Source organism: Salinibacter sp., assembly GCF_042218895.1.
Lineage (GTDB): Bacteria > Bacteroidota > Rhodothermia > Rhodothermales > Salinibacteraceae > Salinibacter.
This window is the reverse complement of the sequence record NZ_JBDGQQ010000195.1, coordinates 1-14,599: the sequence shown is the minus strand read 5'-3', so window position 1 is coordinate 14,599 and position 14,599 is coordinate 1. Positions and strand designations below refer to the sequence as shown.

11 protein-coding genes are annotated in these 14,599 nt (G+C 63.7%); 10 read left to right on the top strand and 1 reads right to left on the bottom strand.

Going from position 1 to position 14,599, the window contains the following annotated elements; all coding sequences use genetic code 11:
- Nucleotides 1–1,124, bottom strand: a 1,124-nt coding sequence (locus ABEL04_RS15805; protein WP_375803368.1) for an NAD(P)H-binding protein, incomplete at its 3' end; no start/stop codon positions are given.
- 234 nt (nucleotides 1,125–1,358) lie between these two features.
- On the opposite strand from ABEL04_RS15805, the gene ABEL04_RS15800 reads away from it, so the two are divergent.
- The 10 genes from ABEL04_RS15800 to fusA all read left to right on the top strand — a co-directional run.
- Entirely contained in the window at nucleotides 1,359–1,562 is a 204-nt protein-coding gene (locus ABEL04_RS15800; RefSeq protein WP_375803367.1) for a hypothetical protein, read from the top strand.
- 152 nt (nucleotides 1,563–1,714) lie between these two features.
- A complete protein-coding gene (locus tag ABEL04_RS15795; RefSeq protein ID WP_375803366.1) occupies nucleotides 1,715–2,134 on the top strand; it encodes a hypothetical protein in 420 nt (139 codons plus the stop codon).
- A 73-nt stretch (nucleotides 2,135–2,207) separates the two neighbouring features.
- Complete coding sequence (locus ABEL04_RS15790) at nucleotides 2,208–3,137, top strand: hypothetical protein (RefSeq protein ID WP_375803365.1); 930 nt, start codon at nucleotides 2,208–2,210, stop codon at nucleotides 3,135–3,137.
- Between the two features lie 270 nt (nucleotides 3,138–3,407).
- On the top strand, nucleotides 3,408–4,613 hold the full coding sequence (locus tag ABEL04_RS15785) for a site-2 protease family protein (RefSeq protein ID WP_375803364.1): 1,206 nt from the start codon (nucleotides 3,408–3,410) through the stop codon (nucleotides 4,611–4,613).
- A 133-nt stretch (nucleotides 4,614–4,746) separates the two neighbouring features.
- Nucleotides 4,747–6,177, top strand: a complete 1,431-nt coding sequence (pyk, locus tag ABEL04_RS15780; protein WP_375803363.1) for a pyruvate kinase — start codon at nucleotides 4,747–4,749, stop codon at nucleotides 6,175–6,177.
- Between the two features lie 105 nt (nucleotides 6,178–6,282).
- The gene (locus ABEL04_RS15775) at nucleotides 6,283–9,609 is read left to right on the top strand and encodes a tetratricopeptide repeat protein (protein WP_375803362.1); all 3,327 of its coding nucleotides are present in this window, start codon (nucleotides 6,283–6,285) and stop codon (nucleotides 9,607–9,609) included.
- Between the two features lie 162 nt (nucleotides 9,610–9,771).
- Nucleotides 9,772–11,889, top strand: coding sequence for an ATP-dependent zinc metalloprotease FtsH (gene ftsH / locus ABEL04_RS15770; protein WP_375803361.1), 2,118 nt, complete (start codon nucleotides 9,772–9,774; stop codon nucleotides 11,887–11,889).
- A 312-nt stretch (nucleotides 11,890–12,201) separates the two neighbouring features.
- Nucleotides 12,202–12,576, top strand: coding sequence for a 30S ribosomal protein S12 (gene rpsL / locus ABEL04_RS15765; protein ID WP_375803360.1), 375 nt, complete (start codon nucleotides 12,202–12,204; stop codon nucleotides 12,574–12,576).
- A gap of 84 nt (nucleotides 12,577–12,660) precedes the next feature.
- Nucleotides 12,661–13,131, top strand: coding sequence for a 30S ribosomal protein S7 (rpsG, locus tag ABEL04_RS15760; RefSeq protein WP_375803359.1), 471 nt, complete (start codon nucleotides 12,661–12,663; stop codon nucleotides 13,129–13,131).
- Between the two features lie 78 nt (nucleotides 13,132–13,209).
- Nucleotides 13,210–14,599, top strand: a 1,390-nt coding sequence (gene fusA, locus ABEL04_RS15755; protein ID WP_375803358.1) for an elongation factor G, incomplete at its 3' end; no start/stop codon positions are given.

The following is a 14,599-nucleotide window of genomic DNA, read 5'->3' as shown; positions in this document are numbered from 1 at the left end:
CCCCGCAGGCGCCAGAGCGCATCGCCATAGAGCCATCCGGTCTCGCCCCCAAGACGCTCGATGGTGTCGAAGGCCAGTGAGGGAGCGGCCTCCACGGCAATGGTCCGCTCCTCGCGGTAGAGCCCTTCGCTGAGCTCCACCTGCGCCGACGGGGAATCGGTGGGCACCGAGGAGACGGGGCGGTCCCAGACGGTAGGGAGGGTATCGGACTCGGGCCGGCGCAGGGCGAGCCGCACGGCCGCCTCGAACGAAATGGGCTCAACGTCAGGAAAGAGGGTGTGCGCCTTCGTGGGATCATCCACGACGACCTCATTGTCGAGGCCTTCGATGAGGGGACGGGCGATGGTGTTGGAAATCGGGGTCACGAGCCCAATCCAGTGAGAGGAAAGACGCGGCGTGAGGACAGGCACGTTCACCACCCATCGGTTCAGGCCCCGCACGGCCGCATAAATTTCAAACATCTCGGCGTAGGTGAACACGTCGGATCCGCCGATTTCGACAATTTCTCCGGCACTGGCCGGCCGGTCGAGGGCCGCCACGAGATACTGAAGCACGTCGCGGATGGCAATGGGCTGAGTCGGCGTGTGGACCCACTGTGGGCAGATCAGAATGGGGACGCGCTCGGTGAGGTACCGAACCAGCTCAAACGAGAGGCTTCCCGACCCCACAATCTGTGCGGCCCGAAATTCCGTGACGGGGACGGGTCCGTCGCGGAGAACCTTGCCGGTCTCGATCCGGCTCTGCAGGTGCTTGGACTGGCGCTCTCCCTTGGGCCGCATGCCCCCCAGGTAGACGATCCGCTGGACGCCTGCGTCCTCGGCGGCCCGGCGCACGTTGGTGGCGGCCCGCCGGTCTCGTTCCTCAAATGCGTCCTCCCCGGCTCCGAGCGAGTGGATGAGGTAGTAGACCGCGTCGACGCCGTCCATGGCGGGCGGCACGGTACCGGCCTCCAGAGCGTCCCCCACGGCCACCTCCACCGCGTCGCTCCAGGGCTTGGGCCGAACCCGATCAGCGTCGCGCACAAAGCACCGGACCCTGTACCCTTCTTCGAGCAGGGCGGGCACGAGGCGGCCCCCAACGTAGCCGGTCGCTCCGGTCACAAGAACGGTCGGGGAGGAGGACATGCACAGTCAACGTAATTTGGAAAGCAGGGTAGTATTGCCCCAACGGTCACACCCGGACAGGAGTTGCTGAGCACGAAGAGTCGGCTCTCACTCCGGGCTGCCATTACGAGAACGTTTCGCCGACCGGGAACCAGGTTTCTCGTCCGAATTTCGTAATAGGCCGTTTAAGGGCTGGTGCCCGTCTCTTTATCTTTCTATTTCCATTGCTCTCTCACAACAGATCTCCTTTCCATCATGGCTGAAGTTGAAGAAACCACAACCTGGCCAGAGCTCGCCATTGGCCTGTACGACAAGCTTACGGGTCGTGGTGCCGAGATTACCTACGACTTTGAGGACTTCGACCTCTTCGTGCCCAGCAAGGCCGGTGAGGATCCGGAGTACGCGCACTGGAAGATGGATGGCGTCCTGAAAATCCGGACGAAGGACAACGGCTCGTAAACTGAACGTCTTGCCGGGGGCGATTTCCGAAGGCCAGGCAGTACGGCAGGGGGCGTCTTTCGGGAAGAGAGGCGCCCCTTTGCCGATGCCGCCCCGGTCGGCTCCTTCCGGATTGGGACCGACGAACGCTTCCCTCACGAACAGGACGACACATGGCACTTCCCCTTGAGGTTCTCGCCGACTTACAGCTCGCCGTTGACGGAGAAGAGATTGACATTCGGGGGAATGGTGATCACATCGTCGTGGACCTGCCGAGCATACGCGCTGGGCGCCGCCTTCTCACGTCCGGTCCCTTTGCGGGCAATCGGACCCGGACGACCACCCGGCTCCACGAAGCCCTCCGGATCGCGGGGCTTACGGCAGAAGTGCGCCTGAGCGGGGACCCCATCGCCCAGGTTGGGGCGGGGGCGCGCCCCGGATCGTTTGCCCGACTGCTGAACTTGGACGGCGTGGAGCTCCAGCTCACCCGACCCCTGCGCGCGGCCATCCGGCGACGGCCCCTCGTCACGGCCTCCGTGGTCGTAGGTCTTCTTCTCGTGCTAGGCTGGTGGCTACTCCAGCGAAGGGCGTAACGCCCCCCGGCACGTTCCCGACGCACCCTCTTCTTCCTCTCCGGCGCTCTCTGCGGACCTGTCTCGTTCCTGCATGTCGCGTGCTCTCGTTTGGGCATTTGGCCTGTTTCTCACCGCTGGACTTCTTTTGACCGGATGCACACGGCCCTCCGCGGCCCCGAAGCCCAAGCCGGCCGCGATCACGGATTCCGCCTACCTGACGGCTGATCTGTGGAACGATGGCCGGGCGGAGGTGGCCTTTTACCAGGTCCGCCGCACGCAGGACCAGTACGGGCGGCCCAACGAGCAGCGATTCCTCGTGGGGACGTACCTCGTGAAGCACCGGTTCAGCCCATCCCAGATGACGAAGGTGACCGACGGGTCTTCCGGAACCTCAGCCTTCAAATACGCCCTGTTCTATGAGCTCGAGAGCGGATCCTATCAGTACAAGCGGAACTGGGTCGTCAATGCGCGCCAGGAGAACCTGCGGCCGTTCAAGCAGTCGTTCACCAGCTTCGACTGGTGCTCGAACCAGTACCGTGAGCTCGCCTTCACGCCAGACGGGCCCATTGAGGTGCGGATGCGGAGTGACGACTATGGCAACCGCCGCACTTCGTTTGCCGTGAAGGCCCACTCGTATCCGCCCGCTCAGCTTCCCATGCTGGTTCGGAGCCTCGATTTTAGCGAAACCGATACGGTCTCTTTCAACGTCGCGGTTGCGGAGGAGGGCAAGCACGTGTCCGCCCGGGCGGTGCGGGGGGGCGTTGAGAGAGTGGAGACCGAGGCAGGATCATACCCGGCCGAGCGCGTCACGGTAACCTACGACACTGCGGTCCCGTCGCCCATCGGAGAGGAAAGTGCTCAGACCGAGATTTACTGGCGCGGAACCGGTTCAGAGCGCCTCCTCCTCAAGATGCGGGCGCAGAATGAGCGCTACCGCATGACGCTCGTCGAACAGCTCCGCACCCCCTACTGGAAGGAAAACCTCTGGCCGAAACTCGACCGCGTTGAGGGGCGGCCCTGAGGAGGAAATGACGCGCCCGTGACGCCCGTCGAGGTCCAGGGTCGGTCGCGCTATCCGGGCTTGTACTCCCAACTCTGAGTCGTGTCTCTGCGGGGCCCGTTCCGCTGTGCTCGGGCCGCGGGGGCGAACGCCGATGCTTCTCCGGGCCGGCATCCCCGAGATGCCCGAAAAGGTCAGGGGTTTCGGGCGCAACGACAAGTGAGGTGGAACTGCGCGGGCACGCGCCGCCTTCACACCTTCCTGCCACCTGTAGACCAACACCTCAGGCCGATGAAACGGTCCTTGAAGATCGGATCCGTCGCCGGAATTGGCATCTTCCTGCACTGGACCTTCCTGCTGCTCGTCGCCGCCATTTTCGCGTACTACTATTTTCAGGGCGAGAGCCTCGGGGCGGCCGCGGTGGGGCTTGGGCTCATCCTGGCCGTGTTCGTCTGCGTAATTCTGCATGAGCTCGGGCACGCGCTTACCGCTCGGCACTTCGGGGTGCCCACCCGGAGCATCACACTGTATCCGATCGGGGGGCTTGCGCGGATGGAGCGCATTCCATCCGAGCCGATGAAAGAGTTTTGGATCGCCATCGGGGGCCCGGCCGTCAACGTGGGCATCGCGGCAGTCATTGCTCTCGGCCTCTTTGGGGCAGGCGGCACGTTCACGCCCGGGGCCCTCCAGTCGCCGGGCAGCCACGTGCTTCCGTCCCTCATGTGGATTAACGTCGCGCTGGCGGGGTTCAACCTGCTCCCCGCCTTTCCCATGGACGGAGGCCGCGTCCTGCGGGCCCTCCTGGCCCTCCGCCAGGACTACGCCCGCGCCACCCAAACAGCGGCCAACGTGGGGCAGGCCATGGCCTTCCTGTTCGGCCTGATCGGGATCATGTGGTTCAATCCGGTCCTCCTGTTCATCGCGCTGTTCGTCTACGTGGGGGCCCAGCAGGAGTCAAAACAGGCCATGTATCGGGCCTTCACGGAGGGCACGCCGGTGCGACAGGCCATGGTTACGCGATTCACGACGCTCAGGGTGGAGGACACCCTGGACGATGCCGTAAACGAACTGCTGGCCGGCACGGACCACGACTTTCCTGTCGTGGACAACGGCACGATCGTGGGGCTTCTTCGCCGCAAACAGCTCATTGAGGCGCTGTCCGAGCACGACCGCGATACGCCGGTGACCGAAGTGGCCGACCAGGACTTCTTTACCGTCGACCCGGGCGCTCCCCTCGACGAGGTATTCCAGCGGATGAATACAGCGGACTGCTCGACTGCCCCTGTGGTGCAGAATGGCCACCTCGTCGGGCTGTTGACGCTCGAAAACGTCGGGGAGCTCATCATGGTGTCGAGCGCCCTAGAGGCGCCGACCCGCGCCGCAGCGCGCTCCGAAGAGCTTCCGGGAGGGGCTCGGTGGGACCCGCCCGAGGATACGACCGCTTCCTCCGGGTCCTCCTCCTTCCCCCCAACGCCCCCGGATGGACGGAATCCCTAGATTCGAAGGTCTGGACCCGGCATTCTAGACCGGCATTCTGGGCCTTTGGCGCGGCGATCCGGCCCCCCAACGGCTGCTTTTCAATCGCACGCTTTTGCTCAGCGCCGTTCACGTCAACTGCTCTCTTTCAGACATGGATCGACGAACGAAGATCGTTTGCACACTCGGGCCGGCAAGCTCATCCCTGGAGACGATCCGGCGTCTCGTACAGGCCGGCATGGACGTCGCCCGCATGAATTTTTCGCACGGTACCCACGAGGAGCACGCGGAGCGCGTGCGGCGGGTGCGGGAGGCCGCAGAGGCTGAAGGAAAGGTTGTGACCATCCTTCAGGACCTGCAAGGCCCCAAGATCCGAGTGGGAGAGGTCGAGGGAGGGTGCGTCATGCTCCAGGAAGGGGATACGGTGAGGGTGACCACTACCCCCATGGAGCAGAGCACGCAGGACCGGATCTTCATCGACTACGAGGCACTGACGCGGGACGCGCAGGAGGGGGAGCGAATTCTTATCGACGACGGACTGCTCGAACTGCGGGTCACGGGCCGGCATAACGGCGAACTGGAGACGACTGTGGTGGAGGGGGGGCCTCTTCGGTCGCGGAAAGGCGTGAATCTGCCTACCCTTGAGACGCCGACTCCGCCCATGACGGCAAAGGACCGGGAGGACCTGGCGTTCGGGCTCGAGCTGGACGTCGACATGGTCGCGCTCTCGTTCGTGCAGGAACGGTCCGACATTGGGGCGCTGAACCACCGAATTGAACAGGCCGGGAAAAACACCGACGTCATCGCGAAAATCGAGAAGCCGCAGGCCGTCCGCAACATCGAGGCCATTCTGGAGGACGTGGACGGAATCATGGTGGCCCGCGGCGACCTCGGCATTGAGATGCCGATGGAGGAGGTGCCCGAGACGCAAAAACGCCTCATCCGCCGCAGCATGACGGCCGCCAAGCCGGTCATCACGGCCACGCAGATGCTGGAGAGCATGGTCGAAAATCCGCGGCCCACACGGGCCGAGGCGAGTGACGTGGCAAACGCCGTGCTCGACGGGAGCGACGCGGTGATGCTCTCGGCCGAGACGGCCGTCGGCGACCACCCCGTGCGGGTCGTCGAGGCCATGGATCAGATCATCGGGCAGGCCGAAACGTTCTGGCGCGAACAGCGGACGTCCCTGACCATCGTGCCTGATCGACGCGAGCGGAGTGAGAACGTGACGGCCGGGGTGAGCTACACGGCGTGCCGCCTCGCTGAACAGATCGAGGCGGAGGCCATCTGCTGTTTGACAAACACCGGGACGACCGCCCGATCCATTGCTCGCCATCGTCCCGGAAGGCCCATTTATGCGTTCACGGACAACCAGCAGGTCGTCGCTCGGCTCGGCGTTCTGTGGGGGACCGAGGCGTTTTACATTCCCTTCCAGCAAGACACCGATCAGGGCATTGCCCGCGTCCACGGGGTGCTCCATGAGCACGACCTCGTGGAGGCCGGCGGCCGAGTGGTCATCACAGTCGGTATGCCCCTTCCGGCACGGGGACGGACCAACACAATCCACGTAAGCACTGTGAAATAGAGATCAGCGGGCACGAGCCGCAAGGACAGAAAGCGTAGAGGATCCTCACCGCCTGGTTATCATTGCACAATCCGACGAAGGCCCTTGTCTGCACGGCGCAGTGTTATGGAGTGGCTGCCTTCTCACCGGGATCATCGTTCAGTGCGCCTGCCCTGGGTCTTCCTTCTCCTGGTAGTCGTGGGCAGTGCGCTGTGGGGATGCGGGCGCGGCTCGTTCATCGGTCGCCAGTACGACGACTTCACGGCCTACTTCAACACGTTTTACAACGCCACCAAGGCGTTCGAGAAGGGACTTCAGTCGGTCGAGAAGTCGACGCCGAGCGTTGACCGAGACCAGTACATCTCAATATATCCCGATCCGCCGTCCAGTCCCGGGGGAAAATCGTTTGAGAAGACCATCCAGAAGTGCGCAGACCTACTGCGAGAGCATCCGAATTCGAGGTGGGCCGACAACGCGCTGCTCCTTATTGGGCGGTCCTACTATTACCAAAAAAACTACGTGGGGGCCGTCCAGAAATTTCGGGAGGTGATCGCGCTCGAAAGTGAGCGGGAGGGGGAGGCCCGGTTCCGGCTCGCGCAGACCCTCGTCGCGGCGGAGCGGTACGCGGACGCCGCGGAGGCACTGGCGGCGGGCCTCAACAGTGAGGCGGACTACGGCACGTGGACGGATCGGATGTATTTGGTTCGGGGTGAGCTCCTCGTTCGTCAGAACCGATGGGAGGATGCCGAAAACGCTCTCGAACGGGGACTGGAGGGGGCTCTGCCGGACGATACGGCCGCCCGGGCTGCGTTTCTCCTCGGCCAGGTCCGTGAGACGCTTGACGATTTCGACGGTGCCCTGGCGGCCTATCGCCAAGTTCCGAATTACGACCCGAAGTACCCTCTGGAGTTCGCGGCCCGACTGAACGCCATCGAGCTGCAAGGCCTTCACGGCAACGCGGCGGAGGCCCTACGACGGCTGGAGGACCTGAAGCGAGGGGACGACACGAAAGAGATGCGGGGGCAGATGGCCATCGTGCGGGCTCGCCTGTACGCGGCGCAAGGGCAGCCCAGGAAGGCACGGCGGGTTCTCGAGAACACGCTTCGGGGAGAAGAGACCCCGAGCGGCGCAACGCAGGGGGAGCTCCACTATGAACTTGGTACCCTCTACCGGGACGCCTACGAAGACTTCACGAAGGCCGCGGCCCACTTCGACACGGCTTCGACGAAGCTCTCGTCCCGAGGCGGTCGGGGACGGTCGGAGAACCAACAGCGGCCCCAAGCCCTTCCTCGTGCTCCCTCCGACGCTGCCAGTCTGGCAGAACGCTTTCAGGGCCTCGCAGACCGGGCACAGGCAGTGGCGCGCATGGATTCGTTGCTACGCCTCGGTCGGATGGATCCGGCCAAGTTTCAGGCATTCGTGGAGAAGTTGCGTAAGCGACGACAGAAGAAGCAGGAGGCACAGGCGCAGAAACGCCGCGATCAGCAGTTCCGGACCAGGGGAACGGCTGGGCGAAATCAAGACTCGTCGCAGCCTCAGAACGCTGCCATCGACACACGTGGATCTGATGCGGGCTTCCTGTTCCACCGAGATCCAACGCTGGTACAGCGCGGGCGTCGGCAATTCCGCCAGAAATGGGGCGATCGGCCCCTGGTGGACAACTGGCGACGGAAGGTTGCAATACAGGGCGGCACGACAGCCTCCGCTGGACAGGAACAGGAGGACGAGTTTAGAGAGTCGGGCCAGCAAGGCCCGTCGAAGTCCCTCGTCGACCTCTCGGCAGTGCCCCGCGACTCGGCGAGTCAGGCCGAAATGGAGGATAGACGTGCGGTGGCTCAATACGAGCTGGGCAACGCGCTTTTTCGGGCCGCCGGGCGGCCCGACTCTGCGGAAACGTGGTACAAGCGGGTCCTGAAGGAGAATGAAGACCACCCTGTGGCCCGGAAGGCGCTCTATGCACTCGCTCAGTCCTACGAGGCACAAGGAGACACCACCGCGGCCCAGGACGTGTACCGCCGGGTGATTGAGGAGTACCCGGGCACTGCCTTCGCCAAGCGCTCCCGGAAGCAACTCGGGCTCGACCGTACGAGTTCGGCTGGCGACCTCGCTACGAGCCGCGCCGACTCGGCGTACGCCCGGGCTTATGAAATGTGGCAGGCAGGACGGTGGGCCGCTGCGTTCGACTCCCTTCTAACGGTGGCGGAGGGGTATCCCCAGACCACCGCGGCGCCCCGATCACTCCTGGCAGCTGGGGTGATTTACCATCGAACCCTGCAGCGCGACTCCGCCCAGGATCTGCGACCCCGCCTGGAACGGTCACTCGATCGCCTGGCCCCGCCGGATTCCGGGGCCGGATCCGCTCCGGGGGAACGCCCCGACACAACGGCCTCGAAGCGGGAACCCGTCTCCTCCCCGGACAGCACCGTGGTAGACACGACCGCGGATACGACGACCCCTCCGCAGGCCGTGCAGGGAGCAGACACGACCGACACTGCTCCGCGCAAACGGCCGGCCGACTCTTCGATTCGTTCCGGGGAGCGCCCTCCCCGCAGAGACACACGTTCCCAGGACTCGACGCGCCGAGCCAACGACTCTACCGGTGCCTCGTCCCCTGGCCGGTTGCCCCAGCGGCCGCGTGCGCCGAAGGACAGCAGCGCGTCGGATAGCACTACGCCTCCGCCTGCGGATACCGTGAAGGCCGCCGGCGCAGACACGAGTGCCACCAGAGGGAAGGAGCGAGGAGGGGGACGTGCGGCGACTGCTCCGGAAACGACCCCCGACTCGGCCCAGGCAGCGTCAGGACCGTCGTCCCCGATCGATCCGCTGAAGGCTCTCTTCACGCACGTGTCTCAGCAGTACTCGGGGACCCCCTACGCGAAGCAGGCCCGGTCGCTCCTCAAACAGCTGAAGCAGCAGACCACCGATTCGACCACTACCCGCCCTGCGGCCGCGCAGACCTCGTCTGGTGCGGGCGCGGCCCCTGATTCCTCCACGACATCCAGGACCGCCCCTACGGACAGAGCGCCCTCGGCCCCAAGGAGGACCCCGGCGGACTCCACTGCGGATCCGCGGCGGGCCTCCGCCGACACAGCCCGTGCGGGAGCAGAACGAGGGCAGCCCCGGACGCGAAACTCGACCGTCTCTCCGCGGACTGAACCCCGCTCGCAGGTTCGCGCCGACTCCGCCCGTGGAGGGTGGACCCTGCTCCTGCGAACGTTTGAGGAGGCGGCCCGGGCAGACAGGCTGCGCCGCCGAGTCGAGCAGCGCCTCTCGGACCGCTGGTCTGCGCGGGTGGTCACGGACTCTACCGGCACGCAGCCCCAACACCACCTGACCGTCGGCCACTTCACATCCGAACAACAGGCCGCGCAGGCCAAGACCGCGCTCCCGGAGCCACTTCGGGAAAAATCGAAAGCGTGGATCCCTCCGGCTCACCGGAAGGCACAAAAATAGACGCGGACGGCTACCGTGTCGAGTCCAGGAACCATCGGTGGGGGGGCCGGTTGGGACCTGTCCTCTTCATGACCCCTGCAGGGATTGTACGCCTTCGTGTCGCGTCTTCCACGCGGATCTTGAAACCTCTCGGCACGGAGGACGCCAGGTAGCACTGCTCTCATGCCGCAGTACACGCCGACCTCGTCCGGAGCAAGTCCCGACCCGCAGCAAGAACACCGCGACTCGGGGGCCCGGTCGTCTCTGTTCCGCTCCCAGTTCGCGCTCTGGATCTACCTGGCGATCGCTCTTGCGGTCGTCGTGCACCTCGTTCTCAGGTGGGGGGCAGCGGATGTCCCTACTGTCAAGTACAGCACGTTCCTCGACCACGTCGAGTCCGGTCACGTTGAGCGCGTCCAGATCATCAATGGCACGCAGGTCAAGGGCACGTACACGCCCGAGGCCGTTCAGAGCGGACAGGTGCCCGGGACGCCGCGGGACGGCGGCAGCCTGCTCGGGTTCGGAGACGGGAACGCCCCTCGGGCCTTCCGCACGATCAAGCCGGACGACCACGCGCTGACCGCCTTCCTTCGCCGATACAACACGACCGCAGCCGAGTCTGCGGCCTCGACGGTCACGTTCACGGCTGTCGAGAACCAACACTGGATCGGAACGCTCCTTCTGTGGGGCCTCCCTCTCGCGCTCATTGTCGGGATCGGGGTCTTCCTCGTGCGTCGCACACGGACCGGATCGCAGGCGCCCGAGGTCGGCGACAGTACTGCCACCCTTCTCAACGACTCGGACGCGGGGGACTTGACCTTCGACGACGTGGCGGGGCTGGAGGAGGCAAAAGAAGAGGTCGCCGAGGTTGTTGAGTTCTTGCGACGGCCCGAGAAATTTACCCGACTCGGTGGAACTCTGCCGAAGGGAATCTTGCTCGTAGGCCCTCCCGGAACGGGAAAAACCCTGATGGCGAAGGCTGTCGCTGGGGAGGCAGGCGTGCCGTTCTTTTCGATTTCCGGGACCGACTTCGTGGAGATGTTCGTGGGGATTGGGGCCAGCCGGGTCCGTGATCTCTTCGAGAGTGCGAAGGAGAAGGCGCCCTGCATCATTTTCATCGACGAGGTGGACGCCATCGGGCGCACTCGGGGAGGGGGGCCGGGAAGCGGAAGCGACGAGCGGGAGAATACCCTCAACCAGTTGCTCGTCGAGATGGATGGGTTCGACTCTGAGGAGGGGGTCGTGATCATGGCAGCCACCAATCGTCCGGACGTGCTCGACTCGGCGTTGCTCCGGCCCGGTCGGTTTGACCGTCAAATCGTCATCGACAAGCCCGACCGCATCGACCGGGAGAAGATATTCCGTGTCCATGCGGGGGGACTTCGCCTGGATGATGCAGTGAACCTGGAGCGGCTGGCCCGGCAGACTCCCGGCTTCGCTGGGGCCGAAATCGCCAACGTGTGCAACGAGGCCGCCCTGCTTGCGGCTCGGAAGGACAAGAAGACTGTCCAGACCGAAGACTTCGAGCAGGCCATCGACCGCGTCATCGCGGGGCTAGAAAAGAAGAACAAGCTCATCTCCCCGGAGGAGCGCAGAGTTATTGCCTACCACGAGTCGGGGCACGCCATTGTCGGGTGGGAGCTCGAGCACACCGATCCGATCGTGAAGGTGTCAATCGTGCCCCGAGGCCTGTCGGCACTCGGGTACGCCCAGCACCTGCCCGAAGAACGAGATCTCTACTCGGAGGACGCCCTGAGGGACCGAATGACCGCGGCGCTCGGCGGACGCGTGGCCGAGAAGATCGCCCTTGAACGCGTGACCACTGGCGCCCAGAACGACCTCGAGCAGGTCACGGAAACGGCCTACGCCATGGTGGTGGACTACGGCATGAGCGAACGGGTCGGACCTCTCAGCTATGACCTGTCCAATCGTGACGAGGACACCCCGCTGTTCGACAAGCCGTACTCTGACGCCATGGCCGAGGCCATCGACGAGGAGGTGCAGGGCATCGTGGAAGCGGTCCAGTCACGAGCCAAGGAAATACTGCGGAAGAAACGGGCCCAACTGGACGAAATGGCAGACGCGCTCCTAGAGAAGGAGACGCTCGGGCCGGGAGCCCTCAGGGACATCCTTGGGGAGCGTCCCGGTGGAAAGTCTGGATCCGCCGACGTGGCAGTTGCCTTGGACGGACGGACGAACACGCCCACCGGAGTCAAGCCGTCGGGGAAGGAAGATGGAAGTTCCTCTGAATCCGACGCAAGCAACCCATCGTCAGAAACCACGGGGAAGCCCGCACCGTAGATCATTCTCGCAAGGACGAAGCGTAGTTCAGCGGACGGTGCTGCTGATCAGGGCGAGCGCGGCTCGCCCTTTGCTTTGCTCTCTTGGGGAGAAAACCACCGCTCATTCGTTACATACCGATATATCAAATCGGGCCGTCCAGAATCCCTTTTCTCCGCGTTCTGAGCCGGGTACTCTCCTTTTCACCCCTTCTTCTCCCCGCACTCAGAATCCTGATCGGAGGGTGAGCCATACTTAACGATTGTGCGTGCGACGAAAGGAGACAGGCGCACGCTACCCGCAGACTGATCTGTTCACTGACGCATACTCGACGTGCCAACGACACAGCAATTGATTCGGAAGGGGCGGGAGGCAGAAGAGGAAAAGAGCGACGCCCCTGCGCTTGAGGGATCTCCCCAGCGCCGCGGTGTGTGCACGCGAGTGTACACGACCACGCCCAAGAAGCCGAACTCAGCCCTCCGGAAGGTTGCGCGCGTTCGACTGACGAACGGGAATGAGGTCACTGCCTACATTCCGGGGGAGGGTCACAACCTGCAGGAGCACTCCATTGTGCTCGTGCGAGGAGGGCGCGTGAAGGATCTTCCGGGCGTAAAATACCACATCGTTCGCGGAGCCCTCGACACAGCGGGGGTAGAGGACCGACGCCAGGGACGTTCGAAGTATGGGACGAAGAAGCCCCGGGACTAGCCTTTGACGGGTCCTGCCGGCGGAGGGCTGCGCCCGGCGGACTACTCTTGCTAATGTTATTCTTGACGACACTCAGCACAGGTCATGGCACGAGATCAGGGAGCTGAAAAGCGCACCACTCAGCCGGATCCGATCTACCGCGACGACATGGTGTCGCGTTTCGTGAACGCAGTGATGCGGGACGGGAAGAAGAGTCTGGCGCAACAGATCGTCTACGACACGTTTGAGGTAATCGAAGAACGGACTGGCGAAGAGGGGTTAGAAGTGTTCAAGAAAGCAGTGAACAATGCTGCTCCTCTTGTGGAGGTGCGAAGTCGCCGGGTAGGAGGGGCGACCTATCAGGTCCCGACGGAGGTTCGTCCAGAGCGGCGGATCACACTTGCTTTCCGATGGATCATCCAGTACGCCCGGGCCCGGAAGGAAAATAGCATGGTGAATCGCCTTGCGAGCGAACTCATCAGCGCATCTCGCGGAGAGGGTGGGGCCGTGAAGAAGAAGGATGACACCCACCGGATGGCCGAGTCGAACAAGGCGTTCGCTCACTTCCAATTTTAACATTCTGGGCTCGCCAGGGGCGTCTGGCGAGCCCGAGGGCACGACGGAGCGTCCGAGCACGCAAATTAAGAGGTATATATGGCTACGAAGAAAAACGAAAGCTTTCCGCTTGAACGGACCCGAAACATCGGCATCATGGCCCACATCGATGCCGGGAAGACTACGCTCACGGAGCGTATTCTCTTCTACACGGGGCGTTTGCACCGCATGGGGGAGGTCCACGAGGGGGCCGCGACCATGGACTTCATGGAGCAGGAAAAAGAGCGGGGCATCACCATTACCTCCGCGGCGACCACCTGCTACTGGGACGACCACCGCATCAACATCATCGATACGCCCGGCCACGTCGACTTCACGGTCGAGGTGGAACGTTCCCTTCGGGTATTGGACGGGGCCATCGCTCTCTTCTGTGCCGTCGGCGGCGTCGAGCCTCAGTCGGAGACGGTCTGGCGACAGGCGGACAAGTATAATGTCCCGCGAATCGGCTTCGTGAACAAGATGGACCGGACCGGGGCCAACTTCGAGAATGTGCTCGAAATGATGGAGGACCGGCTCAACGCCAACCCGGTTCCCATTCAATACCCCATTGGTTCCGGCGATATGTTCCGGGGGGTTATCGACCTCATCCGGGACAAGGCCATCATCTACGACGAGGAGTCGAAGGGGATGAAGTGGGACGAGATCGATATCCCAGAGGATCTGAAGGGGAAGGCCAAGCAATGGCGCATCAACCTCCTGGAGAATGTCGCCGAGTACGACGACGAGTTGTTAGTGAAGTACCTGGAGGGAGAGGAAATCGCGCCGCAGGAGCTGGAGGCCGTGATTCGAAAAGCCACGCTCAACCGCGACCTCACCCCGATGCTCTGCGGTTCCGCCCTCAAGAACAAGGGTGTGCAGCGGGTCCTCGACGGCGTTACGAAGTATCTGCCGAGTCCGGATGATGTCCCGCCGGTTTCGGGACACGATCCGCAGGACGAGGACGAGGAGATCGTCCGACGGTCGAAGGAAGACGAACCCTTCAGTGCCGTTGCTTTCAAGATCACGACCGACCCGTACGTCGGCAAGCTCACCTTCATTCGCGTGTACAGCGGCACGCTCGAATCAGGGTCCCGTGTGTACAGCCCCACTCGGGACGAGACGGAGCGCATCGGGCGGCTGATGTTCATGCACGCGAACAGCCGGGAAGATATCGACATGGTCCGGGCTGGGGACATTGCCGCCGTGGTTGGGCCGAAAGAATTGAAGACCGGCGACACAATTTGCGACGCGGAGCATCCCGTCGTGCTGGAGTCGATGGACTTTCCGGAGCCGGTCATCCGCATCGCGGTCGAACCAAAGACCCAGGCCGATCGCGACAAGCTGACCAACGGCCTCATGAAGCTGGCCGAAGAGGATCCGACCTTTAACGTCACTACCGACGAAGAGACCGGCCAGACGATCATCGCCGGCATGGGGGAACTTCACCTTG

Coding starts and splice junctions, on each gene's coding strand:
- ABEL04_RS15800 (WP_375803367.1), top strand. CDS start 1,359: ATGGCTGAAGTTGAAGAAACCACAACCTGGCCAGAGCTCGCCATTGGC.
- ABEL04_RS15775 (WP_375803362.1), top strand. CDS start 6,283: ATGGAGTGGCTGCCTTCTCACCGGGATCATCGTTCAGTGCGCCTGCCC.
- rpsG (WP_375803359.1), top strand. CDS start 12,661: ATGGCACGAGATCAGGGAGCTGAAAAGCGCACCACTCAGCCGGATCCG.
- ftsH (WP_375803361.1), top strand. CDS start 9,772: ATGCCGCAGTACACGCCGACCTCGTCCGGAGCAAGTCCCGACCCGCAG.
- ABEL04_RS15790 (WP_375803365.1), top strand. CDS start 2,208: ATGTCGCGTGCTCTCGTTTGGGCATTTGGCCTGTTTCTCACCGCTGGA.
- ABEL04_RS15785 (WP_375803364.1), top strand. CDS start 3,408: ATGAAACGGTCCTTGAAGATCGGATCCGTCGCCGGAATTGGCATCTTC.
- pyk (WP_375803363.1), top strand. CDS start 4,747: ATGGATCGACGAACGAAGATCGTTTGCACACTCGGGCCGGCAAGCTCA.
- ABEL04_RS15795 (WP_375803366.1), top strand. CDS start 1,715: ATGGCACTTCCCCTTGAGGTTCTCGCCGACTTACAGCTCGCCGTTGAC.